Here is a 24,483-nt window from a genome sequence, read left to right as displayed (position 1 = left end):
GTGGCAAGAACCGAGAGTGCCTGGCGGTGGTTCCTGCGCGCCGCAGCCCGATACCTTCCGGTCTTCGCTGCGGGCTGGGTGGTCATGGCCGTCGCCGTGCTGGTCCTGCCCATGCAGGAGGATGAGCCTGGCCTCGGCGCCCTGGGGGAAGTCCTTCGAGGGGAGGCCGCGCTCCTCCTGCTCACCTTCTGCTACGTCGGCGTGCCGTCGCTGATCCTGTTTCTGCTGCTCGCCCCGTGGCGGGAGTCCGAGCACTTCAGGCCGATCGCCTGGCTGGTGCTGCTCGCACCGCTGCTGTTCGCCGTGCTCCTCCTCGGCCCCTACGTGGTCCCGCTGTTCGCCGCCAACATCGCCTTCACCGGCGTGGTCATGCCCACCCCGCGCCTGCGGCTCGTACGGCGCCACGGCCACCAGGCGCGAGCGCACGTCAGCCCCGCTGCTCCCCGGCCCCACCCCCGGTGAGCCAGGGCCTGTCCGGCGGGGTGCAGCAGATCGGCCGGTCAGCCGCTCAGGGCCTGCGCCGCGGCCCGTGTCTGGGTCTCGACGCTCGCCTTGGCCGCTGCCATGGCCGCCGCGTTCTCGCTGAGCGCCTGCTGCTGGTAGGCGAAGTCGATCGAATACCAGATGCCCACCACGTTGTTCTCGTGCCGGCAGCGTGCGTCGGCCGTCGCCACCTGGAGCTCGTGGGGCGTGGCCACCGGTGTCTTCGGCCACTGCGGATCGCTCAGTGCGGCCACCGGATCCGCGTAGTCGAAGCCGCTCTCCTTCATGCAGGCCGACCACCGCACGAACGCGGCCTGCGTCCGCGGGTCCTGCTGCGAGGCCTTCAGGGTCTGCAGGTTGAGGTCCGTGGCGAACTGCGCGTCACCCACCGGACCGTCCACAGAGCCGGTCAGTGCCTTGGTCGCCTCGCCGAAACAGCCGTGGTCCGGCACTGTCTGCCCATTGACCACCTGGCCGCCGGGGCCGTAGTCCGAGCCGGTGCCGCCCGACTCCACCGTGGTCAGCTCCGGTGACATGGTGCCCTGACCGGAAGCCCACGGGGTGGTGTTCGGGTGCGAGCCGCCCTCCGGGTGGTATCCCCACTTCGCCATCAACTCGGCGTTCTGGTGCCCGTAGCGTCCGTTGATCCGGGTGGTGGGGGCGTCGCTGTCACGTGCCTGCTGGGGCTGGGACACGGGCGTGTAGGTCAGCCCGAAGCGCTGCACGCACCGGGACAGCAGCACCTGTTGCGCCTTCTCCACCGAGGCTTCCTGGACCGGATTCAGCAGATACGTGTCGAACGGCAGCGGCTTGCCGTTCGCCGAGTCGAGCACCGGTGTCGCGGAAACCGTCGGCGGGGGCTCGGTGCCGCCGGGTGCGGCACTACTGCGCGAGGCGCCGCCCGACGGGAGACCGACGGGGTGGCGGGCCTGCCCGCCCGCACAGCCGGCCAGCAGAATCGGCAGCGCGATCAGCAGCGCGGCTGCGCCGCGGGAGCGACGGGACAACGGGGGATCTCCTCCGGCTTGCTGGAACGGCCCGCAGGCCAGGTCGAAACGCCTCCGTCGGACACTGACCGGAGTACGGCAGCGCCCGACGGAGGCGATCAGGGTGGCGTCAGCCGGTGATCAGCGCCCGGCTCCCGATGCGTTGTTGTTCCGCATCGACCCGTTCAGGTTCTGCGCCGAGTGCGCCGGAATGGTCTGGCACGCGTAGCTGCAGTCGAAGTTGATGCTGTAGTAGACGGTGAACGACCCGCTGGACGCGTTCACCACCGCGGCCGCGTTGTTCCGGACGCCCTGGCCGGCACCCGCGCAGCCCTGCATGCCGCAGCTGAACTGGTCGCCCGAGTAGTTCTGCTCGTCCCCGCCCTCGGTGTACACGGCACTGTTGCTGCCCAGCGGGGAGTAGTAGACGCAGACGTCGTGATTGCCGGCGCCGGCCCAGATGCTGCAGTCGTTGAACGGGGCCGGGTCCGCCAGTGCCGGCGCGGCGGTGGCCAGCCCTGCGGTCAGGACGGTACCGGCCATGACAGCCGCGGCCGCGAACCTCTTGATGCGCATGTCGTAACTTCCTTCGATGGCGTCGGGATGCCCGGCCTTCGGAACCGTCGGGGCCGAAGGATCTTCTGCGCGCAGGCAACAAGGTGGCAGCGCAAGCCGCCGGGCTGATCATGATCATCTTCGCACAGGAGCTGGCATTCCATCACCGCCCTGACCAGGGACGGCCTTTGGGGAGACGTGGCCGTGATCAGCCTTCGCCGGACAGGCCTTGGTCCCCACCGAGGTAGCCCTGGAAGGTCGGGGCCAGCAGCGGGACCAACTCCTCCGGGCCGGCCGAGGCGAGCGGTTCGACCTTGATGACGTACCGGGACATCGCCAGGCCGACGATCTGCGAGATCATCAACTCGGTTCGCATGTCGGCCTGTTCCAGGTCCAGCGTGGCGGCGATCCGGTCCACCAGCTCGGCCTTGGCGAAGGTGCGCATCAGGGCCGCCACCTCCTCCGTGGTGGCGGCGGCGCGCAGCAGCGCGAGCAGGCGGTTCAGCACCGCCGGCTGCTCCCAGAGATCGAGGACGTAGCGGGCCACGCGCTCGCCGACGGTGGCCGGGTCGCCCGCGAGCACCTGCTCGATCACGGTGTGCGAGTCCACCGGGAACTCCATCGCGGCGAGGAAGAGCTGGTCCTTGGTGCCGAAGTAGTGGTGCAGCAGCGCCGCGTCCACGCCGGCGCCGCGCGCGATGGCGCGCATGCTCGCCTTCTCGTAGCCGCGCGCGGAGAACTCGGCCCGCGCCGACTCCAGCACGGCAGCCCGGGTGTCCGGCCCGCCGGGGCGCCTGCCCGTCCGGCGGCGTGAGGCGGCCGAGCGGGCGGGGTCGGGGGCGGTCGGGGCGGCGGGGGTGGCGTCGGGCTGCTCTGCGGAGGTCACCCGACCATTCTGCGCCGACGACGGCCACGGCCCTGCTCACTGGTCGGCAATGCGTCATCTTGCCGCATCAGGATCCCCACGAGCCCGACGTGTACCGACCCAGCGTCACATGCAGGGGATCGCAGACGACTTCGCCATCGGCACCTGAATACTGATTCGCCATCGAATTGATGGAAGGTCGGCTCCTGTATATCCACGATATGAGAATTGGCTGCACCCGGCCGAAGCGGCGCCCGATCAATGGCAGGGCGTGAGGCTTGACGCCCCACAGAAGCCATGGTGAGATCGCGCGGCCGGTCGGCACGGGAAATGCGCGACGAAGATGAAATGGGCCGCCGATCGAATCGGCGCAGACGGTCTCGATTTCCCCCGCAGCCGCTCTGAACTCGAAGTCGAAGAAGCCGAAGAACTCGAAGAAGTCGAAGGATCAGCCCGACGTGACGTTCTACTCCCTGCGCCGCCCGCCGATCAGCCCGGCCGCCGTCCGCCTCAGCCCCTCGGCTCGGTGGCAGTGGCTCACCCTGGTCCCGCTGGCCATCGGGGCGATCGTGGCAGCGCTCGTCGGCACGACGGTGAACAGCTGCATCTCGCTCGCCTTCGGCGCGGCCTTCGCGCTGATCATCCTGCTGCGGACCAGGGTGCTGCTGGCGCTCGACGGCGACCGGCTGGTGGTGCGGCTCTTCGTGTTCTGGAAGACCGTCGCGCTCGACCGGCTCGCCGAGGCGCGGGCCTACCCGGGAGCCCGCGGCGGCCCGGCGGTCAAGGTCACCGACCGCGACGGGCAAGCCTGCCTGCTGCTGTTCGGCAGCCTGCGCCCGGCCGGCGCGGCCGAGCTGCGTACGGTGCTGTGCCGGCGGCTGGCCGAGGGCGGGGTGCGGAAGGTCGGCCCGGTGGACCGCCTGCTCGCCGAGCAGCACTGAGCACCGAGACCCGAAGCCCCGCCCGCCCTGCCCCGAAGCCACGCCCCGCCGCGCCCCGCAGCCCGTCCGCAGCGCCCCGAAGGGCATCCGCAGCGCCGCCGTCCAGATTTCGGTACCGCATCGAAACGGCACCCCCCTAGCGAATCGCTACGCGCGTAGATATGCTGCTCTGGTGACTATGTCCACTGTTGCAGCCAACGCCCCCGGCGCTGCGGGCGGCGGTCTCGGCGACGTCGCCGCGTCCGAGGCCTCGCTCCGCCGATTCCTGCACGGCCTGCCCGGCGTCGACGCCGTCGGCCTGGAAGCCCGTGCCGCCGCCCTCGGTACGCGGTCGATCAAGACGACGGCCAAGGCCTTCGCGATCGATCTCGCCATCTCGATGATCGACCTGACCACGCTGGAAGGCGCGGACACGGTCGGCAAGGTGCGCGCCCTGTGCACCAAGGGGAAGCACCCCGACCCGACCGACCAGTCCGCCCCGCAGGTCGCCGCGATCTGCGTCTACCCGGACATGGTCGCCACCGCCAAGGCCGCCCTGGCCGGCACCGGCATCCAGGTGGCGTCCGTGGCCACCGCCTTCCCCGCCGGGCGCGCCGCGCTCCCGGTGAAGCTCGCCGACACCGCCGACGCGGTGGCCGCCGGCGCCGACGAGATCGACATGGTGATCGACCGGGGTGCCTTCCTCTCCGGCCGTTACCTGGACGTCTTCAACGAGATCACCGCCGTCAAGGAGGCCTGCAAGCGCCCCGACGGCAGCTCGGCCCACCTCAAGGTGATCTTCGAGACCGGCGAGCTCCAGACGTACGACAACGTGCGCCGCGCGTCCTGGCTGGCCATGCTGGCCGGTGCGGACTTCATCAAGACCTCCACCGGCAAGGTCACGGTCAACGCGACGCCGCCGGTGACCCTGCTGATGCTGGAGGCGGTGCGCGACTTCCGCGCGCAGACCGGCGTGCAGGTCGGCGTGAAGCCGGCCGGCGGGATCAAGACCACCAAGGACGCGATGAAGTACCTGGTGATGGTCAACGAGACGCTCGGCGACGACTGGCTGTCCCCGCACTGGTTCCGCTTCGGTGCGTCCAGCCTGCTCAACGACCTGCTGATGCAGCGTCAGAAGCTCAGCACCGGCCGGTACTCCGGTCCCGACTACGTGACGGTGGACTGATCACCATGGCCAAGAACACGAAGAAGACCGTGGCGGCCGCCGAGCCCCAGCAGCCGGCCCGGTCGACCCAGCAGCCCGCGCAGCAGTCGCAGGCCGGCGGCATCTTCGGCTACGCCCCCGCACCGGAGTCCGCCGCGGCGGCCGGCGACATCGCCACCTCCTACGGCCACTTCATCGGCGGCGAGTTCGTCGACTCCAGTGGCAGCGAGGCGCTGAAGACGGTCAACCCGGCCACCGAGCAGGTGCTCGCCGAGTTCGCCCAGGGCACCGAGGAGGACGTCGAGCGCGCGGTCAAGGCCGCCCGCAAGGCGTTCGCCGACTGGTCGGCGCTGCCCGGCAGCGAGCGCGCCAAGTACCTGTTCCGGATCGCCCGGATCATCCAGGAGCGCTCGCGCGAGCTGGCCGTGCTGGAGTCGATCGACAACGGCAAGCCGATCAAGGAGACCCGCGACTTCGACCTGCCCATGGTCGCCGCGCACTTCTTCTACTACGCGGGCTGGGCCGACAAGCTGGACTTCGCCGGCTTCGGCGTGAACCCGAAGCCGCTCGGCGTCGCCGCGCAGGTCATCCCGTGGAACTTCCCGCTGATGATGCTGGCCTGGAAGATCGCCCCGGCGCTCGCCACCGGCAACACGGTCGTCCTCAAGCCGGCCGAGACCACGCCGCTGACCGCGCTGCGGTTCGCCGAGATCTGCCGGCAGGCCGGTCTGCCGAACGGCGTCGTCAACATCGTCACCGGTGACGGCCGCACCGGCGCCGCGCTCACCGCGCACCCGGACGTCAACAAGGTCGCGTTCACCGGCTCGACGAACGTCGGCCGCGCGATCGCCCGCCAGGTCGCCGGCAGCCGCAAGAAGGTCTCGCTGGAGCTGGGCGGCAAGGCCGCCAACATCGTCTTCGACGACGCGCCGATCGACCAGGCGGTCGAGGGCATCGTCAACGGCATCTTCTTCAACCAGGGCCACGTCTGCTGCGCGGGCTCGCGCCTGCTGGTCCAGGAGTCGATCCAGGACGAGCTGCTGGACGCGCTGAAGCGCCGGATGGGCACGCTGCGCCTGGGCGACCCGCTGGACAAGAACACCGACATCGGTGCGATCAACTCCGCCACGCAGCTGGCCCGGATCACCGAGCTGAGCGAGGCCGGCGAGGCCGAGGGCGCCGAGCGCTGGGCGCCGTCCTGCGACCTGCCGTCCGCGGGCTACTGGTTCCGCCCGACGCTCTTCACCGGCGTCAGCCAGGCGCACCGGATCGCCCGCGAGGAGATCTTCGGCCCGGTGCTGTCGGTGCTGACCTTCCGCACCCCCGACGAGGCTCTCGCGAAGGCGAACAACAGCCAGTACGGCCTGTCCGCCGGCATCTGGACCGAGAAGGGCTCGCGCATCCTGTGGATGGCGGACCGACTCAAGGCCGGCGTGGTGTGGGCCAACACCTTCAACAAGTTCGACCCGGCCTCGCCGTTCGGCGGCTACAAGGAGTCGGGTTACGGCCGCGAGGGTGGCCGCCACGGTCTGGAGTCCTACCTCGATGTCTGATGCCATCCGTCTTGATGTGATGAAGACCTACAAGCTGTTCATCGGCGGGAAGTTCCCGCGCTCCGAGAGCGGACGGGTGTACGAGGTGACCACTGCGACCTCAGCCGCCGGTGCGGCGGGCAAGGGCGGCCAGTGGCTGGCCAACGCCCCGCTCGGCACCCGCAAGGACACCCGGGACGCCGTCGTCGCGGCCCGCGCGGCCGTGAAGGGCTGGTCCGGCACCACCGCCTACAACCGCGGCCAGGTGCTGTACCGGATCGCCGAGATGCTGCAGGGCCGGCGCGAGCAGTTCGTCGCCGAGGTGGCCACGGCCGAGGGCATCGGCGCCAAGAAGGCCGCCGCGCTGGTGGACCAGGCGATCGACCGCTGGGTCTGGTACGCGGGCTGGACCGACAAGGTGGCGCAGATCGCCGGCGGTGCCAACCCGGTCGCCGGGCCGTTCTTCAACCTGTCCGTGCCGGAGCCGACCGGTGTGGTCGGTGTCGTCGCGCCGCAGACCGGGTACGGCTACTCGTTCCTCGGGCTGGTCTCGGTGATCGCCCCGGCGATCGCGACCGGCAACACCGTGGTGGTCGCGGCCGCCACCCGTGCGCCGCTGCCCGCGCTCTCGCTGGGCGAGGTGCTGGCCACCTCGGACCTGCCCGGTGGCGTGGTCAACATCATCTCGGGCAACACGGCCGACATCGCGCCGACGCTCGCCTCGCACCAGGACGTCAACGCGCTCGACCTGGCCGGAGCGATCGCAGGCGAAGGACCCGGCGCGGCGGCTTCGCTGGAGGCGGCGGCCGCCGATACCCTGAAGCGGGTGCTGCGCCCGGCCGTTGATCCGTCCGCTCAGGACTGGACCATCGCGCCCGGTACCGACCGGCTACTCTCCTTCCTGGAGACCAAGACGGTCTGGCACCCGATGGGTCAGTAACCGCCACAACCGCCACTGCGGCGGGGACAACTCCAGAGTCACACCCCACAGACGGCCGTCCCCAGCGCCCCTACCCCCCCCGGGGGCCCGGACGTGCCACTGACGGGCCCGCGCCTCACCCCCCCTGGCGCGGGCCCGTCCTTGTGCGGGGACGGCGGCTGCCGTGGCCGGAGCCGGGCCGCCGATGTGGGTTATGCCACTGCGGGTCGCACGGGTTACGGACACGCGTCCCGATGCGTCAGACTGGTGACTCGTGAGTGACTCCCCCATGAACCTTGCCCCGAACTCCCATGCCCGCGTGGTGCTGCTCTGCGGGCCCTCGGGTTCGGGGAAGTCCTCGCTGGCGGACCGGGCCGGCCTGCCGGTGCTCCAGCTCGACGACTTCTACAAGGACGGCGACGACCCGACGCTGCCGCAGCTGGCCGACGGCAGCGGGGTCGACTGGGACTCGCCGCTCGCCTGGCACAGTGCGGACGCGCTGGCCGCGATCCGGCAACTCGTCGAGCAGGGCCGGGCCGAGGTGCCGGTCTACTCGATCCCGGCGAACGGACGGGCCGGCAGCCGCATCCTCGACCTGGCCGGCGCACCGGCGTTCATCGCCGAGGGGATCTTCGCCGCCGAACTCGTCGCGCACTGCGAGGCCGCGGGCCTGCTGGGCGACGCCCTCTGCCTGCGCAACAGCCCGCTGACCACCGCCTGGCGGCGGTTCCGCCGGGACGTCCGGGAGGGCCGCAAGTCCATCCCCACGCTGCTGCGCCGCGGCTGGCGGCTGATGCGCGCGGAGCGCGGCATCGTGGCCCGCCAGGTCGAACTCGGCGCGTACGCCTGCGCGGGGACGGAGGCGGCTGCCCGGGTGCACGCGGTGGTGCGGGCGGGCGGACGGGTCGCGGTCGGCGCCTGACGGTCGGCGCCGGCGCCTGGCCCGGTCGATGGCGGGCGGCTGACAGCTGACGTCCGGCGGATGACAGACGACCGATGACAGACGGCCGATGACGGATTGCGGACGACCGATGACGGATGACAGATATCAGATTCTGTCAGCTGTTATCCGTCATCCGTGATCCGTCAGACGCCGGCTGTCAGTGGGAAACCGTCACCACGACCTTCCCCACCTGACCGTTCGACTCCAGGTACCGGTGCGCCTCGACTATCTCGCTCAGGTCGAACGTGCGGTCCACCACCGGCTTGAGCGAGCCCGCGCGCAGGCCGGCCTCGATGAAGTGCACCGCCCTGCGCCGCACGACCGGGTCGCCGGTGACCTCCAGGTTGTTGTAACCGAGGATCCGCAGACCCCAGTTCATCGGCAGCGGAGCCGGCCGCGCGTCGAGCCAGCCGTAGACGATCAGCAGTCCACCGGGCGCGACCGCCTGCGCCACCGTGCTCAGGCCCGGTCCGGCGACCGAGTCGAAGACGATCTCCGCGCCACGCCCGTCGGTGATCTCGGTGACCCGGGCCAGCAGGTCGTCCTCCTCCAGCACGATCACGTGCGCCGCGCCGAGCGCGAGCAGCTGCTTGCGCTTCTCGGCCGTGCGGGTCACCGCCACCGGGATCGCACCCAGGTGGTTGGCGACCTGGATCGCAGCCACGCCGACGCTGCTGGACGCCGCCGTGATCACCACCGTGTCCCCCGGCCGCATCCGGCCCTGCTCGACCAGCGCTCCGTACGCCGTGCTGTACGAGAGCCAGACGGCCACACCGGTCACCGGGTCGGTCCCGCCCGGACGGCGGATCAGGTTCGCCGCCGGCACCACCACCCGGTCCGCGTACACGCCGTGCGTACTGAGGTGCCCCAGCGCGGCGGTGCTGACCGCCTCGCCGATCGCGAAGCTGCCGGCCACGTCCATGCCGACCGCCTCGACCACACCGGTGGCCTCGTAGCCGAGCCGGGAGCCGGGCAACTCGGGCTGGTAGTAGTACGTCCCGGCTCGGAAGAGCGCCTCGGCGCGGTTCAGGCCGATCGCCTCGACCCGGACCAGCACGTCCTCCGGCCCCGGCTCGGCGAGCTCAACGTCAACGATCCGCAGCACCTCGGGTTCGCCGATCTCGTCGAACAGCACGGTCCTGGCCATGGGTGATCTCCTCAGAAAGCAGCAGTGAAGCAGTCATCAATCCGACGGGCCGTCCGATCGGCTCGTGCTGCACTCCACCGTAGGCAGCACCGGAGATGCTGCCCATGCCGGAACGTCTCGACCCGATATCCGATCGTCTCCCACCCCGATTCGCCCGGCCGCGCCCGGAGTCCACGGCCGCACAGACGATCTGACGGCCTGACAGCCCGACGGGTTCCGACGCACCTGAAGCATCTGAGGGCACCTGAAGGCACCTGACGAGCCCGACGGTCCGTCAGTACGCTGACCAGATGGACGTACTCAGCGACGCGATCACCGTGATGCGCACCGGCCGCCCCCACTCCGGGCGCAGCCACAAGGCCGCGCCGTGGGGCCTGCGCTTCCCGGCCGGCGGCGGGATCGGGTTCCACGTGGTGCTGCAGGGCGCCGCGTGGCTGCGCCCGCCCGGGGACGCCGAGCCGCTGCGCCTCGGCACCGGTGACGTGGTGCTGCTGCCGCACAGCCTCGGCTACGGTCTGGCGGACTCGCCGCAGAGCCCACTGCACGAGGTGGAGCTGGACGAGGACGGCATGCTGCCCCGCCAGCCGTCCACCACCGATCCCATCCCACCCGCACCGGGCGCAGCGGGCACACCGGACGGCAGCACCCTGATGCTCTGCGGCGCCTACCTCCTCGACCGGGTCCGCCCGCACCCGCTGCTCGCCGACCTCCCGCCGGTCGTCCACCTGTCGGCGGACGGCGGCCGCCACCCCGAACTGCGCGCCGTGATCAACCTGCTCGGCGGCGAACTGACTGCCCAGCGGCCGGGCAGCGACGCCGCCGTGCCGGCGCTGCTCGACACCATGCTGCTCTACCTGCTGCGCGCCTGGTTCGACGAGCAGTGCAGCCGCGCCAAGGGCGGCTGGGCCACCGCGCTCAGCGACCCGGCCATCGCCGCCGCGCTCAGCGCGATCCACCGCGCCCCCGCCCACCCGTGGACGGTCGAGGAGTTGGGGGCCACGGCCGGGCTGTCCAGGGCGGCCTTCGCCCGCCGCTTCACCGCCCTGGTCGGCCAGCCCCCGCTGAGCTACCTCACCTGGTGGCGGATGACGACCGCCGGCCGGCTGCTCCGCGAGTCCTCGGCGCCGCTCCGCACGGTGGCCCAACAGGCGGGCTATCTGAGCGAGTTCGCGTTCGCGAAGGCGTTCAAGCGGGAGTACGCGCTGCCCCCGGGCCGCTACCGCGCCGAGCACCGCCCGGCAGCGCACCCGGATCCCGATCCCGAGCCCGAGCTCGCGGAAACGTCTGCACCCACGCCCACGTCCATGCCCGCGCCGGATTCCTGAGCAGCACCCCGGAACGCCGACAGCCGGACCCGGCGTCCTCTCCCGAGACGCCGGGTCCGGCTGCTTCCATGCGGGATCACGGCTTCCCTGCCGGTAGCGACTCCCCCGAGCCGTCCCTGGCACCGCAATCCTGACCCGTCCCCCGACGGGAGTCCTGAGTGGCCTCGCGACCGAACGGCCCTCGCGGCCGACCGGCCTCGTGACCGAATGTCCCCGCGACCGTCAGGCCACCAGCTCGCCGAAGGCGTGCGCGGTGTCCCCGGTGCGGTTGAGCTGCTCGTCGTCGCGCAGCCGGCGCAGCGCGCGCCAGATGCTGCTCTTCACGGTGCCGACGCTGATGTCCAGGATGTCGGCGATCTCCGGGTCGGTGCGGCCCTCGTAGTAGCGCAGCACGAGCATCGTCCGCTGGTTCTCCGGCAGCTTGGCCAGCGCCTGCCAGAGCACGGCGCGCAGCTCGGTGCCGCCCATCGCGTCCGTGTCGCCGACCGTCTCCGGCAGCTCCTCGGTCGGGTACTCGTTGAGCTTGCGACGGCGCCAGGCCGAGATGTGCAGGTTCGTCATGGTGCGGCGCAGGTAGCCGCCGACCGCCGCCTTGTCGGTGATCCGGCCCCAGGCGCGGTAGGTGCTGAAGAGCGCGCTCTGCAGCAGGTCCTCGGCCTCGAAGCGGTCACCGGTCAGGTGGTAGGCAGTGGCGTACAGGGAGGCGCGGCGCTCGCGCACATACGCGGTGAACTCCGCCAGGTGCTCATCCGCGGCGGGCGAGGGCTCCCCCTGCACGCCTTCCTGTACGCGCTGTGCAGGGTTCACACCCTGCTGGGCGGGCACCTCGACCGGCGTGAGCCGGTACAGGGTGGCGCCCGTGGTGGTACGGACGTCCGGCTCCCCCGAGCCGTTGCCGTGCCGACCGATCCCCCGCACCGCACCGGTCACCCGGCGCGCCCCCGTGCAGGTCTCCACCGTTCGACCGTGACCGTGAAAAGCGAGCGACTGCGGACGAACGCCGCGGACGGCCGGGCTGTGCGCATCCGAGATGCCCCGGGTCTCAAGCGTTGCGTTCATAGTGGCGCCCCCATGTTCGGTACGAGCGGGTCTCTTCCTCCGCCTCCGCGGCGGCCCGTTGGAGCGGGACTGCCGTGGTGACATGGAAAATCCTGCCCGCCGCCCGTCATGGCGGTGTCCGGCGACTGTCACAGCGGTGTCACAAGGGACGGGACTTTCGTCACGCGCGCCGACCGACACCGATGACGCCACCCGGTCGCCCGACGGTTCCCGTGCGTCCTGAGCTCCGCCGATTCTCAGCAGACCTTCATCGACCGGCTTCGGCCTCACCTGACATTCCCCGACCTTCCGTGACCGTCTCCGATCTTCCCCGACCTTCGGCGGTTCCCGGCGGGTGCCCAGTGAGCCAGAATGAGTGAGTGCCTTTCCTGCTTCTGATCGAGGATGACGACGCCATCCGGACCGGCCTCGAACTCGCTCTCACCCGCCAGGGCCACCGTGTGGCCGCCGCTGCCTCGGGCGAGGACGGCCTCAAGCTCTTCAAGGAGCAGCGGCCGGACCTGATCGTGCTCGACGTGATGCTGCCCGGAATCGACGGCTTCGAGGTCTGCCGCCGGATCCGGCGCACCGACCAGCTGCCGATCATCCTGCTCACCGCGCGCTCGGACGACATCGACGTGGTGGTGGGGCTGGAGTCCGGGGCCGACGACTACGTGGTCAAGCCGGTCCAGCCGCGGGTGCTGGACGCCCGGATCCGGGCCGTCCTGCGCCGCGGCGAGCGGGAGAACTCGGACTCCTCGGCCTACGGGCCGGTGGTCATCGACCGTTCCGCGATGACCGTGACCAAGGACGGCCAGGATCTCCAGCTGACGCCCACCGAGCTGCGGCTGCTGCTCGAACTGAGCCGGCGCCCCGGTCAGGCGCTCTCCCGCCAGCAGCTGCTGCGGCTGGTCTGGGAGCACGACTACCTGGGCGACTCCCGGCTGGTGGACGCGTGCGTGCAGCGGCTGCGGGCGAAGGTGGAGGACGTCCCGTCGGCGCCGACCCTGATCCGCACGGTCCGCGGCGTGGGCTATCGTCTGGACCCGCCCGCCTGAGCCACCTGGCCGAGCCACCTTGGCGCCGGTCAGGCCGAAGGGCTCGCCAGGGCTCGCTCCGGCGCCCGTCCACCGTCCTGCCGACACCGAATGGCTACCCCGACTCGTGATCGACCACCAGAAGCGCCGCCGGCTCGCGTCCGGCCTGCTGCGACCGCTGCGCTTCAGCTCGCTGCGGGTACGGCTGGCCGCGGTCTTCGCCGTCGTGGCCCTGACCGCCGCCGTCTCCGCCTCCGGGATCGCCTACTGGCTCAACCGCGACGCGGTGCTCAAGCGCGCCCAGAACAACGCGCTGATCGACTTCCGGAACTCGCTCACCCGCAACGTCTCCAGCCTGCCGCAGGGTGCCAGCTGCCCGGATCTCGTGCAGCTGGCCAATGACGTGGGCAGCTCCGGGCTGAACTACAACGTCGTGGTGGTGGACGACAGCCTGCCCGACTGCACGGCCGGTTCGGACCCCAAGTACACCCTGGCGCAGGTGCCGGCCGCGCTGCGGACCGCCGTCGCCAAGCCGCGCCCGGTCGGCCCGGGCAACCCGTACGAGTACCACCTGTACTGGCAGCGGGTGAACATCAACGGCGAGCCGTTCGTGGTCGGCGGCACCAAGGTGGTGCCGACCGGGCCGACCGCCTACATGTTCAAGTCGCTGGACAACGAGCGGACCGATCTCAACACGCTGGGCTGGATGCTGGTGGTGGCCACGCTGGTCGCGCTGATCGCGGCCACCCTGCTGGCGCAGGCCGCGTCCGCCACCGTGCTCCGCCCGATCCGCCAACTCGGCGACGCCGCAAGGCGACTGGGCGAAGGCAAGTTGGACACCCGGCTCGAAGTGACCGGCGCCGACGAACTCGCCGACCTGAGCCGGACGTTCAACCGGACCGCCGAGCAACTCGCCAAGCAGGTCGAAGAGCTGAGCGCCCGCGAGGCACAGAGCCGGCGGTTCGTCGCCGACATGTCGCACGAACTGCGCACGCCGCTCACCGCGATGACCGCGGTCACCGACATCCTGGAGGACGAGGCCGAGTCGCTGGACCCGATGATCGAACCGGCGGTACGGCTGGTGGTCAGCGAGACCCGCCGGCTCTCCGACCTGGTGGAGAACCTGATGGAGGTGACCCGGTTCGACGCGGGCACCGCCAAGCTGGTCGCCGACGAGATGGACATCGCCGACCTGATCATGTCCTGCATCGACGGCCGGGCCTGGTACGACGCGGTCGAGCTCGACGCGCCGCGGGGCGTGCTGGCCGTGGTCGACCCGCGCCGGCTCGACGTGGTCTTCGCCAACCTGATCGGCAACGCGCTCAAGCACGGCGGTTCGCCGGTGCGGGTCAAGGTCAGCCAGGGCCTCGGCCCGACCGGGGCCGGCGAGGTGGTGGTCGAGGTCTCGGACAGCGGCCCGGGGATCCCGCAGGACGTGCTGCCGCACGTCTTCGACCGCTTCTACAAGGCCGACAAGGGCCGCGCCCGCTCCGAGGGCAGCGGCCTGGGCCTGTCGATCGCGATGGCCAACGCCCAGATCCACGGCGGCACGATCAGTGCCGCGAACGCCCCGGCGGGTTCGGGCGGCGGCGCGGTCTTCACGCTGCGCCTGCCGCTGGTCCCGCCGAACCGCGAGGGCCGGGGCGGCCCGGCGGCGGACGGACACCCGGGGGACGCAACCGACCGGAGGTCCGCACAGTGAGTTCGACGAGTTCCCCTTCCCCGACTTCGACCTGTTCGACGACCGGACGCCCGGCACGGCGCTGGGCGGCGGCCCTGGCCACCGCCGCCGCGACCGCCGCGCTCGCCACCGGCTGCGGGATCCGGCCGACCGCCGTCCCGGTGGACGCCGGCGCGCCCGCCAGCCGGACCGCCTGCCCGAGCCCGGTGCACCCGCCGGCCGTGCCGCCCAGCGCGACGCCGAGCACGACACGCGGCGCCGGCTACCCGGGCGCCGCCGCGCCGAGCGTGCTGCCGACGGCCACCCCGAGCCCGGTCCCGTCCAGCGGCAGCCTGTTCAGCGCGCTGCCCTCCCCCGCCGCCGGCACCGGCGCGGCCGCACACTGCGAGTGAACCCGCACAGCTCGGACGCAGCCGCGGGCGAACCCGCCGGTGGAACCGTCGACCGTGCCGAGCGCGTCCTTGGGGGCGTGCAGGGAGATGCCACCAGCGCGCACGACTCGCTGGGCAGTACGCGAACCGACGAGCACCGGAGCCCCACGGCGGGCCCCCCGGACGGCGTGTCGGCCGCGGCCGACACGCCGGAAGCGACCGGCCCACCCCCGACGGACGAGGTATCGGTCCGGCTGCGCGGGCTCGGACTGACCCTGCTGATGCTGTACTTCCTGCTCGCCGGCTGGCTCGCGCTGCGCCCGACACCGACCGCGACCTGGGCGTACGACACCAATCTGACGCCGTTCGCGACCGTCCACCGCGACCTGGCGACCGGCGGCGCCGCCGGACTGCGCGCCCTCGCGAGCACCGTGCTGGCCGGCGCGCCGCTGGGGATCCTGCTGCCGCTGGCCGGCGGGCGACTGCACCGGGCCTGGCTGCCCTGCTTCCTGCAGACCACCGGCGGTGCGGCGGTGATCGCCACCGCGGTGGAGTTCACCGAGACCTGGCTCGGCGGGCACATCCTGAACGTGGACGACGTGCTGCTCGCGGTGGTCGGTGCCGCGCTGGCGCACGTGGCCGCCGTCCCGGCCGGGTGCCGTGCGCTCCGCCGCCGGCTGAGCCCGGCGCCGACCGACCGACCGGCGGCCACCGAACCGCCCGCAAGCCCCCCGGCCCAGCCCTCGCCGGCCACTCCGGCCACCCGAGTCACTCCAGCCGCCCCGGCTGCCCTGGTCACCGCTGCCGCCTCGCACCCCGCTCCGGACCGCACCGTCACCACACCGCACCCGGTCGCCCCGAAGCCGCGCCCGCTCTCCCTGGTCAAGCCCGGCCGCGGCTGAGCCCCCGCGCCCCCTCTCCTCAGGGCCGAACCCTGAGGCGAACCCCGAGAACGCGGTCCCCCAGCCCGGTAAAAGCTCCGGTCCGCAGATCGCCGTACGGGCTGACGTCAGAACCCCGCGCCGGCCGGAGGATGGAGTCACAAGCCGCCCGGAACCGCCGAGCAGGCCCACCGACACCGTCCTGATCACGACCCAACGCTCGGAGACCGTCATGCGCACGCTCGCCCGCCCCCGCCACAACCGCGTCATCGCCGGCGTCTGCGCCGGGATCGCCGAGCGCTTCGGCCTGACGCCGTGGACGGTCCGGTTGATCTTCCTGGCCTCCTGCCTGCTGCCCGGCCCGCAGTTCCTGATCTACCTGGGCCTGTGGCTGCTGCTCCCCCAGGAGCCGTGACCCCGCCCGCCGCCCGCTGCCCGGGAACCCACCCCGACGCCGCCCACCTCGCCCACGCAAAAGGGCCGTCCCTCCGGTGCTGCTCACCGGAGGGACGGCCCTTTTGCGCGCAACCGCGCAACCGCGCCGCGGCCGTGCTCAGCCGCCGAGGCCCGGCAGGCCCGCGTTGACCGGAGCCAGGCTGCCCACTGCGCCGCCCAGCGGCGCCTTGGAGACCGCGCCCTGGAGCGCGCCGACCGGAGCCGGCAGGCCACGGGTGGCCTCCGCGGCGGGCGCCTCGACCGCAGCCGGAGCGGCGGCCGGGGCAGCAGCCGGAGCCTGCTGCGCGGCGTTCGGGTTGAGCACGCCGGTGGCCTGCGAGACCGGGCCGCTGACCGGCGAGCTCTTGCCCAGCGAGCTGGTCAGGTTGCCGGTGTCGGTCAGCCCGCCGGTGCTCGGGACGAGCCCGCCCGTCGCCGCAGAGGCGGAGCCCGCGACCGCCGCGAGGGCGACGCCGAGCGCCGCCGTGCCGGCAATCTTGAGAGTGGCCTGCTTCATGAGTGCGTCCTCGTGTCCTCGTCGGACCGGAGTGCGGCCGCGCCGGGCAGTCGCCCAGGCGTACGCCGCTGATCCTGGTCCGTGTCAGCAGTGACTGGCACACCGTAGACAGTGACCCGGACCAGGACCAAAGGCGCTTAACTCACTCGAATTACTCGTCAGACAGTCAGACTTGACGATGTGTCAACGAAGACTGACGCCAGTTCGACACCACCGCGGCCCGACGACTCAGGACGCGTTGGCCGCGAAGAGCCACTCCGCCTTGAGCTCGGCGTAACCGGGCTTGATCACCTCGTTGATCATCGCGAGCCGCTCGTCGAACGGCAGGAACGACGACTTCATCGCGTTGACGGTGAACCACTGCATGTCGTCCAGCCCGTAACCAAAGGCCTCGATCAGGTGGCCGAACTCCTGGCTCATGGTGGTGCCGCCCATGAGCCGGTTGTCGGTGTTCACGGTGACCCGGAACTTCAGCCGGCTGAGCAGCCCGATCGGGTGCTCGGCGTACGAAGCCGCCGCCGCCGTCTGCAGGTTGGAGGTCGGGCACATCTCCAGCGGGATCCGCTTGTCGCGCACGTACGCGGCGAGCCGGCCGAGCTCGACGGTGCCGTCCTCGTTGACCGTGATGTCGTCGATGATCCGCACGCCGTGGCCGAGCCGGTCGGCGCCGCAGCACTGCAGCGCCTCCCAGATCGAGGGCAGGCCGAAGGCCTCGCCGGCGTGGATCGTGAAGTGGTTGTTCTCGCCCTTGAGGTAGTCGAAGGCGCCCTGGTGGCGGGTCGGCGGGTGGCCCGCCTCGGCGCCCGCGATGTCGAAGCCGACCACGCCGGCGTCGCGGTAGCGGTTGGCGAGCTCGGCGATCTCCTGCGAGCGGGCGGCGTGCCGCATCGCGGTGAGCAGCGTGCCGACCTTGATCCGGTGGCCGTTCGCGCGCGCGGTGGCCTCGCCCTGGCGGAAGCCCTCGTTGACGGCCTCGACGACCTCGTCGAGCGACAGGCCGGCCTCCAGGTGCTGCTCCGGGGCGTAGCGGACCTCGGCGTAGACGACGCCGTCGGCCGCCAGGTCCTCGGCGCAGTCGGCGGCGACCTTGATCAGCGCCTCGCGGGTCTGCATGACCGCGCAGGTGTGCGCGAAGGTCTCCAGGTAGCGGACCAGCGAACCGGAGTCGGCCGCCTCGCGGAACCAGATGCCGAGCTTGGCCGGGTCGGTGCTGGGGAGGCCCTCGTAGCCGCAGGCGGCGGCGAGCTCGACGATCGTCTCGGGGCGCAGGCCGCCATCGAGGTGATCGTGCAGCAGCACCTTGGGCGCGCGGCGGATCTGGTCGGCGGTGGGGATACGCGGGGCCGTGGTGCCCGCGGGGACGGGGATCTGCTTCTCCATTGCGGGAGTGTAAGGCCTACGCGCGTAGATTCCTACTCGCCACCCCGGCCCCGCTTCCCCGTCGAAATTTCTTCGCCGAAGCGGTCACAACGGCACCGGCGGGTGCGTCCAACCCAGCATGAAGACGATCACCGCACTCGACTCGTTCATCGCCTACCAGGACGTCCGGCAGGCCGACGTCACGGGCGACGCCACGGCCGACGTCACGGCCGACGTCACGGGCGGCGCCGCCGGCGTCCCCGTGGTCTTCCTGCACGGCAACCCCACCTCCTCGCACCTGTGGCGCAACGTGATCCCGCTCGTCTCGCCCGGTGCCCGCTGCCTGGCGCCCGACCTGATCGGGATGGGCGCCTCCGGAAAGCCGGACAGCGCCTACCGGTTCGCCGACCACGCCCGCTACCTGGACGCCTGGTTCGAGGCGCTCGACCTGCCCGAGCTGGTGATCGTCGGCCAGGACTGGGGCGGCGCGCTCGGGCTGGACTGGGCGGCCCGGCACCCGGGGCGGGTGCGCGGCGTCGCGCTGGTCGAGACCTTCCTGCGGCCGCTGAGCTGGTCCGAAATGCCGCCGCAGGGCGCGGAGTTGTTCCGCTCGTACCGCACCCCCGAGGGCGCGGCGAAGCTGCTGGCAGAGAACACGTTCATCGAGTTCAACCTGCCGTTCGGCGTCCGCACCGGCCTCGCGCCCGCCGACCACGACGTCTACCGCGCGCCGTTCCTCGACCCGGCCGACCGGCGCCCGCTGCTGGCCTGGCCGAACGAGATCCCGTTCGACGGCTCGCCCGCCGACGTGCACGAGCGGATGCTCCGCTACGGCCGCTGGCTCGCGGACACCCCCGAGGTGCCCAAGCTGCTGATGACCGTCGAGGACGGCGTCGGCATGGGCTCGGCCGAGACGGCCGCCTGGGCGCAGCAGGCTTTCCCGGGCCTGGAGGTCGAGTCGATCGGACCCGCCGGCCACCACGCGCCGGAGGACCAGCCGGAGGCGATCGGCTCGGCGGTCGCCCGCTGGCTGCGGCGCGGCAAAATGACCACCGAGGCGGCCTGATCGTGCCAGAGTCGGTAGCCGTGACCGAACCCACTGACAGCGAGACCGAGCTCGTCGCACGGGCGGTCGACGGCGACAAGGCGGCGCTGGAGCAGGTGGTCCACCTGCTCCAGGACCCGCTCTACCGCCTGTCGCTGCGGATGACCGCCCGCCCCGCCGACGCCGAGGACGCCACCCAGGAGATCCTGATCCGGGTGATCACCCGGCTCGCCACCTGGCGCGCCGAGGCCCGGCTGCTCACCTGGGCCTACCGGGTCGGCGTCAACTACCTGCTCGACCTGCGCCGCAAGTCTCCCCAGGAGTCGGCCGGTCTGACGTTCGACGTGTTCGGCGAGAACCTGCTGGCCGGCCTGGCGGCCGAGGAGTACGAGGGGCCCGAGGCACGGCTGCTCGCCGAGGAGGTCCGGCTCAGCTGCTCGCAGGCCGTGCTGCAGTGCCTGGAACGGGAGGAACGGGTGGCCTACGTGATCGGCGAGATCTTCGAACTCGCGGGCGCCGAGGCCGCCTGGATCCTCGACACCACGCCCGCCGCGTACCGCAAGCGGCTGGAGCGGGCCCGCCGGCGGATCCGCGCGTTCATGGGCTCGGCCTGCGGAATCGTCAACCCGCAGGCCGCCTGCCGGTGCGCCCGCCGGGTCGGCAAGGCGGTCGAGTCCGGCCGGATCGACCCGCGCCGCCCGGCCCTCGCCCGGCACCCGGTCGTCGCGGGCGGGCGCGACGTGGCCGCCGCCGCGTCCCAGCTGCGCCACCTGCACCACGCGGCCGCCGTGCTGCGCGCGCACCCGGACTACGCCGCACCCGAGGCCCGGACGGGCGCGGTGCTGGCGCTGCTCGGCTCGGGCCGGTTCCCGCTGGTCGAACAGCTCGACCAGGACAGGTCCTAGGGCCCCTCAGTCGTGGTCCAGCAGCCGCCCGCGCCGCGACAGCACGAAGTCCCGGAACGCGGCCGCCGGTGGCGTCAGTGGGCGGCCCGTCACCCAGGCCAGCCCGATCGCGCGCCGGGTGCGCGGGGCGGTCACGGCGAGGTCCACCACGCCCGGGCGCGGCACCAGGCCGGGCGGCAGCAGCGCCACCCCGAGCCCGGCGGCGACCAGCCCGCGCAGGGTCTCGGCCTCCTCGCCCTCGAAGGCGATCCGCGGCGTGAACCCGGCCTGCGCGCAGAAGTCGTCGGTGATCGCGCGCAGCCCGTAGCCGGGCTCGACGGCGACGAACGGCTCCTCGGCCGCCTCGGCGAGCCGGATCCTCCTGCGGCCGGCGAGCCGGTGGTCGGCCGGCACCGCGAGGTACAGCACCTGCTCGTCCAGCGGACGGGTCGTCAGCTCCGGATCGTCCGGGATCGGCGAGACCAGGCAGAGGTCCAGCTCACCGGCGTGCAGCCGCACCAGCATCGCCGCGACGTAGTCCTGCACGAGCTGGAAGCGGACCCGCGGGTGGCCGGCCCGGAACCCGCGCAGCAGCGCGGGCACCGCGTCCGTCCCCATGGTGTGCAGGAACCCGAACGCGACCCGGCCGAACGCCGGGTCCACCTCGGCCCGCGCCGCGTCCGCGCCGCGCTCCAGCTCGGCCAGCGCCCGCTCCACCGACTGGAGCAGCAGCCGCCCGGCCCGGGTGAGCCGCACCGTCCGCCCCTGGCGGGCCAGCAGCTCGACGCCGAGCTCCTGTTCCAGCCGGGCCACCGCCCGCGACAGCGTCGGCTGCGGCATCGCGAGCAACTCGGCGGCCCGGGTGACGTGTTCCAGCCGGGCGACGGCGGCGAACTGGGCCAGCCGGGGCGCCAGCAGCGCGACGGCGGCGTCCGGTCCGAGCTGGGCGACCCGCGGGGATCCCTCCTCATGCACCACGGTATGGATTATCTCCCATTCATGCATTGGACGCATGGAAAAGGCGAGGTCTACCGTCGAAGTCATGCCGCCCGTCCCAGCCCTTCCCGCCCTCTCCTCCGCCGCCTCCTCCACCTCCCCCGACCTCCGACTCCGCCCCGGGCAGCGCGACTTCCGGCGCTCCAACCTCGCGCTCTTCGCGGCCGGCATCGCCACGTTCGTCCTGCTCTACGCGACCCAGGGCCTGCTCCCGCAGCTCTCCGCCGACCTCGATCTGACGCCGGGGCAGGCCAGTTGGACCGCCTCTGCCGCCACCCTCGGCCTGGCGCTGGGCCTGCTGCCGGCCAGCGCGCTCTCCGACCGGTTCGGCCGCACCGCCGTGATGACCGCCTCGGTGCTGACCGCCTCGCTGATCGCGCTCGCCCTGCCGTTCGCCCCCGGGCTCGGCACGCTGGTCGCGCTGCGCGCCGTCCAGGGCATCGCGCTCGCCGGCCTGCCCGCGACCGCGATGGCCTACCTCGCCGAGGAGGTCCACCCGAGCGCGCTCGGCTCGGCGATGGGGCTGTACGTGGCGGGCAACAGCATCGGCGGGATGGGTGGCCGCCTGGTGGCCGGCTGGACCGGCGCCGCCTGGGGCTGGCGCTGGGGACTCACCGCCTCCGCCCTGCTCGCGCTGCTCTCGGTCCTCGCGTTCCGCCTGCTGATCCCGCGCGCCCGGCACTTCCGGCGCGCTCCGGTGGACGCCCGCGCGCTCTCCCGCACCGTCTCGGCCCATCTGCACAACCCGCTGCTGCTGCGGCTCTACGCGCTCGGCATGCTCTTCATGGCGGTCTTCGGCGCCGTCTACAACACGGTCGGCTTCCGCCTGATCGCCGCGCCGTTCCACCTGCCGCAGTCGATCGCCGCCTCGATCTTCGTCGTCTACCTGGTCGGCACCGCCTCCTCCGCCTTCGCCGGCCGCGTCACCGCCCGGCTCGGCCGCCGCGGCACGCTCTACCTCGCGATCGGGCTGACCACGGCCGGGCTGCTGGTCTCACTCGCCGGCTCGCTGATCTGCGCGCTGCTCGGCCTGGTGCTGATCACCGCCGGCTTCTTCGCCGGCCACGCCACCGCCTCCGCCGCCGTCGGCCGCACCGCCACCCACGGCCGCGCCCAGGCCAGCGCGCTCTACCTGATGGCCTACTACCTCGGCAACAGCCTCGGCGGCACCCTCGGCGCCGACGCCTACCACTCGGTCGGCTGGCCCGGCTCGGCCACCGTCGGCCTGGCCGCGATGGCCCTGGCGGCAGGCGTGACGCTGTACGCGACCCGGCAGGCGATCCGGGGCCGAAGCGTGGCCTACGGCGCTCCCTGACCTGCCCCCTGGCCCGCCCCCGCCTGCTGCGTGATCCACGGTCCGACGTACGACGCGGCGTCGTTCAGGATCCCCAGGTGGTCGTCCTTCGGCACGATCCGGAACGTGTCGTGCGCGGCGCCGCCCGCCCTGGCCGCGTACGCGAGGGTCTTCGCCGGGTCGAAGACCTCGTCCTGGGCGCCGATCCAGACGCCAAGCGGCTTGGTCAGGCCCTTCAGCACGGCGGCGCTGCTGCCCGGGTTCTGGGCCAACGCCATGTTGACGGTGTACCGGGCGACCAGGTGCGCGGAGCGGATCTGGTCGGCGGTGTAGGCGAAGCCGAGCGCCTGGGCGTGCCCGTCCAGCACGTGGTTGCTGACCGCGTTGACGATGAACGGGCGCTTGCAGACGGTCGCGAAGTTCGACGCGCCGCTCTGGTCCGTCGTGTCCGCCTGGAGGCCGAAGTCGGGCGAGAGCAGCACGTAGCCGGCCACCTGCGGGTCGATCAGCCCGAGGCTGTTGAGCACCAGCCCCGCACCCGCCGAGTGGCCGCCGACGAAGGTGGGCAGCGCCGGGTACTGCCGGTGCACGTAGTCCACGGCCGTCCGGGTGTCCTGCCAGACCTGCTCCGGCGTCGGCGCGTCGCCGCGCGGGCCGCCCGAGGCGCCGTGGCCCCGGATGTCCACCAGGTACGTCGCGATCCCGTACTGGTCGGCGAGTTCGCGGCCCATCGGCAGGTAGCCGGCCGCGCTGTTGGCGCCGGAGCCGTGGTAGAAGACCAGCGTCGCGCGCGGGTGCGCGGGGAGGTACGCGTAGTACGCGAGCGGGACGCCGTCGGTCGCGGTGAGCTGCCCGCTCGGCCGGGCGGTCGGGTCGTCGGGACCGCTCTGGTCCTGGTTCAGCCCGGGGGCGGCCGCCGGCGGGAACGAGCACGGCAGCGCCGCGACGGCCGCCCCCGCGCCGGTCACCGCCACCAGCGCCCCGGCCGTGATCCCGACCGCCCCCAGCCCGGCGACCGCCCGCCGCACGCCACCACCTGAACGCGCTGCGGAGCTCTGGACGCCACTCCCCGCCAGCCACTCCCGGACGGCCGGACGGCGCAGCCGCCAGTACACCAGCACCGGCAGCACCAGGCCGGTCGCCGGAGCTGCGCTGCCGGTGTGGACGATCTGGTAGATCCGGATCGCCACCAACAACCCGAGCAGCGCCAGCACTTCGCCGAACAACCGGGGCCGGGGCCGACGCAGCCGCACGGTCAGCCACCAGCAGGCGAGGCCGAACGCCATCAGCAGGTAGCCGAAGACCCGGGTGGCGGTCGCATACGTCGGGTTCTGCTCCAGCAGCCCGTTGACCAGCCCGCCGAAGCCGGTGAGCAGCAACAGCACCCGCACGACGGTCACTTCACGCGGCCGCCCGGCGCCGACACCATCAACTCGGTTCATCCCCGGCCCCCTTCAGCATCGCCTCGGCCTCGTCGCACCACGCCAGCTCCGCCTGCGCCATCCGCAGCGAGTGCGCCCGGACCAGCCAGGCGGCCGGCGCCTGCTCGGCCGGCGGCCGGGTGCCCTCCGGCCAGTTCGCGCCGGGGATCGTCGCCTCGGCCTGCTCCAGCCGCTGCCGCGCCTCGGCCCGCCGCTGGTCGATCAACCGCAGCATGGCGCCGGTACCGGCGTGATCGCCGAACAGCAGCTTGACCATCCCCTCGTCCCGCCGCTGTACGGGCTGCGCGGGCTCACGCACCCACCCGGCCAGCGCGGTCGCCCCGCGCTCGGTCAGCCGCCACACCGTCTGCCGCCCCTGCTCGGCCTCCGGCGCCCCGGTCTCGCTCGGCGCGATCAGCCCGGCCTCCTCCAGCACCTTCAACTGCGGATAGAGCTGCCCGAAGCTCACCCCCCAGAAGTGCCCGACCGAGCGCTGCACCGCCTGCCGCAGCTGGTACCCGTTGCGCGGCAGCCCCGCCAGGAACCCGAGCACCGTCCAGCCGGTCGGCGTCAGCTGCGGCAGCTCCACCTCGGAGCCGTCGCCATCGCTATCGCTATATCTGCCAGATACACCCATGCACACAAAGCTACTCCCCAACCGCCGTGGAGGCGAGCACGATCCTC

The 24,483-nt window shown here is 72.4% G+C and carries 25 protein-coding genes; 15 read left to right on the top strand and 10 right to left on the bottom strand.

The genetic code is table 11. From position 1 onward, the window contains the following. Positions 1 to 462, top strand: coding sequence for a hypothetical protein (locus AC060L_RS23515; protein WP_483800856.1), 462 nt, complete (start codon positions 1 to 3; stop codon positions 460 to 462). Positions 463 to 500: 38 nt separating this feature from the next. On the opposite strand, the gene AC060L_RS23510 is transcribed toward AC060L_RS23515, so the two are convergent. From AC060L_RS23510 to AC060L_RS23500, 3 genes are all read right to left on the bottom strand, one after another. Next, positions 501 to 1,490, bottom strand: a complete 990-nt coding sequence (locus AC060L_RS23510; protein ID WP_483800855.1) for a hypothetical protein — start codon at positions 1,488 to 1,490, stop codon at positions 501 to 503. 120 nt (positions 1,491 to 1,610) lie between these two features. Further along, on the bottom strand, positions 1,611 to 2,045 hold the full coding sequence (locus AC060L_RS23505) for a hypothetical protein (RefSeq protein ID WP_483800854.1): 435 nt from the start codon (positions 2,043 to 2,045) through the stop codon (positions 1,611 to 1,613). Positions 2,046 to 2,232: 187 nt separating this feature from the next. Continuing rightward, a complete protein-coding gene (locus tag AC060L_RS23500; RefSeq protein ID WP_483800853.1) occupies positions 2,233 to 2,910 on the bottom strand; it encodes a TetR/AcrR family transcriptional regulator in 678 nt (225 codons plus the stop codon). Positions 2,911 to 3,347: 437 nt separating this feature from the next. On the opposite strand from AC060L_RS23500, the gene AC060L_RS23495 reads away from it, so the two are divergent. The 5 genes from AC060L_RS23495 (at position 3,348) to AC060L_RS23475 (ending at position 8,347) form a co-directional block, all read left to right on the top strand. Beyond that, positions 3,348 to 3,830 carry a hypothetical protein gene (locus AC060L_RS23495; protein WP_483800852.1) on the top strand — a complete coding sequence of 161 codons (483 nt, stop codon included), beginning with the start codon at positions 3,348 to 3,350 and terminating at the stop codon, positions 3,828 to 3,830. 178 nt (positions 3,831 to 4,008) lie between these two features. After that, positions 4,009 to 4,995 (top strand): deoxyribose-phosphate aldolase, encoded by a 987-nt coding sequence (deoC, locus tag AC060L_RS23490; RefSeq protein ID WP_483800851.1) that lies wholly within the window; start codon positions 4,009 to 4,011, stop codon positions 4,993 to 4,995. A gap of 5 nt (positions 4,996 to 5,000) precedes the next feature. Continuing rightward, entirely contained in the window at positions 5,001 to 6,527 is a 1,527-nt protein-coding gene (locus tag AC060L_RS23485; protein ID WP_483800850.1) for an aldehyde dehydrogenase family protein, read from the top strand. Continuing rightward, on the top strand, positions 6,520 to 7,446 hold the full coding sequence (locus AC060L_RS23480; protein ID WP_483800849.1) for an aldehyde dehydrogenase family protein: 927 nt from the start codon (positions 6,520 to 6,522) through the stop codon (positions 7,444 to 7,446). The genes AC060L_RS23485 and AC060L_RS23480 overlap by 8 nt, the downstream gene beginning before the upstream one ends. A gap of 253 nt (positions 7,447 to 7,699) precedes the next feature. Continuing rightward, positions 7,700 to 8,347: a uridine kinase family protein gene (locus AC060L_RS23475; RefSeq protein WP_483800848.1), complete on the top strand. Its 648-nt coding sequence runs from the start codon at positions 7,700 to 7,702 to the stop codon at positions 8,345 to 8,347. A gap of 178 nt (positions 8,348 to 8,525) precedes the next feature. Here AC060L_RS23475 and AC060L_RS23470 read toward each other — a convergent pair whose 3' ends face one another. Continuing rightward, entirely contained in the window at positions 8,526 to 9,515 is a 990-nt protein-coding gene (locus tag AC060L_RS23470) for a zinc-dependent alcohol dehydrogenase family protein (protein ID WP_483800847.1), read from the bottom strand. A gap of 290 nt (positions 9,516 to 9,805) precedes the next feature. Here AC060L_RS23470 and AC060L_RS23465 point away from each other — a divergent pair, with 290 nt between their 5' ends. Then, positions 9,806 to 10,840, top strand: coding sequence for an AraC family transcriptional regulator (locus AC060L_RS23465; RefSeq protein WP_483800846.1), 1,035 nt, complete (start codon positions 9,806 to 9,808; stop codon positions 10,838 to 10,840). Between the two features lie 222 nt (positions 10,841 to 11,062). Here the strand turns inward: AC060L_RS23465 and AC060L_RS23460 are convergent, their stop codons facing one another. Further along, positions 11,063 to 11,797: a SigE family RNA polymerase sigma factor gene (locus AC060L_RS23460; RefSeq protein ID WP_483800845.1), complete on the bottom strand. Its 735-nt coding sequence runs from the start codon at positions 11,795 to 11,797 to the stop codon at positions 11,063 to 11,065. 461 nt (positions 11,798 to 12,258) lie between these two features. Here AC060L_RS23460 and AC060L_RS23455 point away from each other — a divergent pair, with 461 nt between their 5' ends. The 5 genes from AC060L_RS23455 to AC060L_RS23435 all read left to right on the top strand — a co-directional run bounded on the left by AC060L_RS23455 (position 12,259) and on the right by AC060L_RS23435 (position 16,263). Continuing rightward, positions 12,259 to 12,936: a response regulator gene (locus AC060L_RS23455; protein WP_483800844.1), complete on the top strand. Its 678-nt coding sequence runs from the start codon at positions 12,259 to 12,261 to the stop codon at positions 12,934 to 12,936. A 106-nt stretch (positions 12,937 to 13,042) separates the two neighbouring features. After that, positions 13,043 to 14,617: an ATP-binding protein gene (locus AC060L_RS23450; protein WP_483800843.1), complete on the top strand. Its 1,575-nt coding sequence runs from the start codon at positions 13,043 to 13,045 to the stop codon at positions 14,615 to 14,617. Then, positions 14,614 to 14,988 carry a hypothetical protein gene (locus tag AC060L_RS23445; RefSeq protein WP_483800842.1) on the top strand — a complete coding sequence of 125 codons (375 nt, stop codon included), beginning with the start codon at positions 14,614 to 14,616 and terminating at the stop codon, positions 14,986 to 14,988. Before AC060L_RS23450 ends, AC060L_RS23445 begins: the two co-directional genes overlap by 4 nt. A 77-nt stretch (positions 14,989 to 15,065) precedes the next feature. Continuing rightward, a complete protein-coding gene (locus tag AC060L_RS23440; RefSeq protein WP_483800841.1) occupies positions 15,066 to 15,869 on the top strand; it encodes a VanZ family protein in 804 nt (267 codons plus the stop codon). 211 nt (positions 15,870 to 16,080) lie between these two features. Beyond that, the gene (locus AC060L_RS23435) at positions 16,081 to 16,263 is read left to right on the top strand and encodes a PspC domain-containing protein (RefSeq protein ID WP_483800840.1); all 183 of its coding nucleotides are present in this window, start codon (positions 16,081 to 16,083) and stop codon (positions 16,261 to 16,263) included. A 138-nt stretch (positions 16,264 to 16,401) separates the two neighbouring features. On the opposite strand, the gene AC060L_RS23430 is transcribed toward AC060L_RS23435, so the two are convergent. Then, positions 16,402 to 16,800 carry a hypothetical protein gene (locus AC060L_RS23430; RefSeq protein ID WP_483800839.1) on the bottom strand — a complete coding sequence of 133 codons (399 nt, stop codon included), beginning with the start codon at positions 16,798 to 16,800 and terminating at the stop codon, positions 16,402 to 16,404. A gap of 228 nt (positions 16,801 to 17,028) precedes the next feature. After that, on the bottom strand, positions 17,029 to 18,180 hold the full coding sequence (locus AC060L_RS23425; RefSeq protein WP_483800838.1) for an adenosine deaminase: 1,152 nt from the start codon (positions 18,178 to 18,180) through the stop codon (positions 17,029 to 17,031). Between the two features lie 118 nt (positions 18,181 to 18,298). Between AC060L_RS23425 and AC060L_RS23420 the strand changes: the two genes are divergently transcribed. Both AC060L_RS23420 and AC060L_RS23415 read left to right on the top strand, forming a co-directional pair. Continuing rightward, positions 18,299 to 19,225, top strand: coding sequence for a haloalkane dehalogenase (locus AC060L_RS23420; RefSeq protein ID WP_483800837.1), 927 nt, complete (start codon positions 18,299 to 18,301; stop codon positions 19,223 to 19,225). Positions 19,226 to 19,245: 20 nt separating this feature from the next. Further along, on the top strand, positions 19,246 to 20,109 hold the full coding sequence (locus AC060L_RS23415) for an RNA polymerase sigma factor (protein ID WP_483800836.1): 864 nt from the start codon (positions 19,246 to 19,248) through the stop codon (positions 20,107 to 20,109). Between the two features lie 6 nt (positions 20,110 to 20,115). Here AC060L_RS23415 and AC060L_RS23410 read toward each other — a convergent pair whose 3' ends face one another. Next, positions 20,116 to 21,093, bottom strand: coding sequence for a LysR family transcriptional regulator (locus tag AC060L_RS23410; RefSeq protein WP_483800835.1), 978 nt, complete (start codon positions 21,091 to 21,093; stop codon positions 20,116 to 20,118). A 37-nt stretch (positions 21,094 to 21,130) separates the two neighbouring features. On the opposite strand from AC060L_RS23410, the gene AC060L_RS23405 reads away from it, so the two are divergent. Further along, positions 21,131 to 22,399 (top strand): MFS transporter, encoded by a 1,269-nt coding sequence (locus AC060L_RS23405; protein ID WP_483800834.1) that lies wholly within the window; start codon positions 21,131 to 21,133, stop codon positions 22,397 to 22,399. On the opposite strand, the gene AC060L_RS23400 is transcribed toward AC060L_RS23405, so the two are convergent. Both AC060L_RS23400 and AC060L_RS23395 read right to left on the bottom strand, forming a co-directional pair. Further along, positions 22,384 to 23,820: an alpha/beta hydrolase gene (locus AC060L_RS23400; RefSeq protein ID WP_483800833.1), complete on the bottom strand. Its 1,437-nt coding sequence runs from the start codon at positions 23,818 to 23,820 to the stop codon at positions 22,384 to 22,386. The genes AC060L_RS23405 and AC060L_RS23400 overlap by 16 nt on opposite strands. After that, the gene (locus AC060L_RS23395) at positions 23,807 to 24,388 is read right to left on the bottom strand and encodes a PadR family transcriptional regulator (protein WP_483800832.1); all 582 of its coding nucleotides are present in this window, start codon (positions 24,386 to 24,388) and stop codon (positions 23,807 to 23,809) included. The genes AC060L_RS23400 and AC060L_RS23395 overlap by 14 nt, the downstream gene beginning before the upstream one ends. Between the last annotated feature and the right edge of the window lie 95 nt (positions 24,389 to 24,483).

This window comes from Kitasatospora sp. NEAU-69, assembly GCF_057158765.1.
Note: the sequence above shows the minus strand (reverse complement) of the source record. Positions and strands in the feature narration are given on the sequence as shown.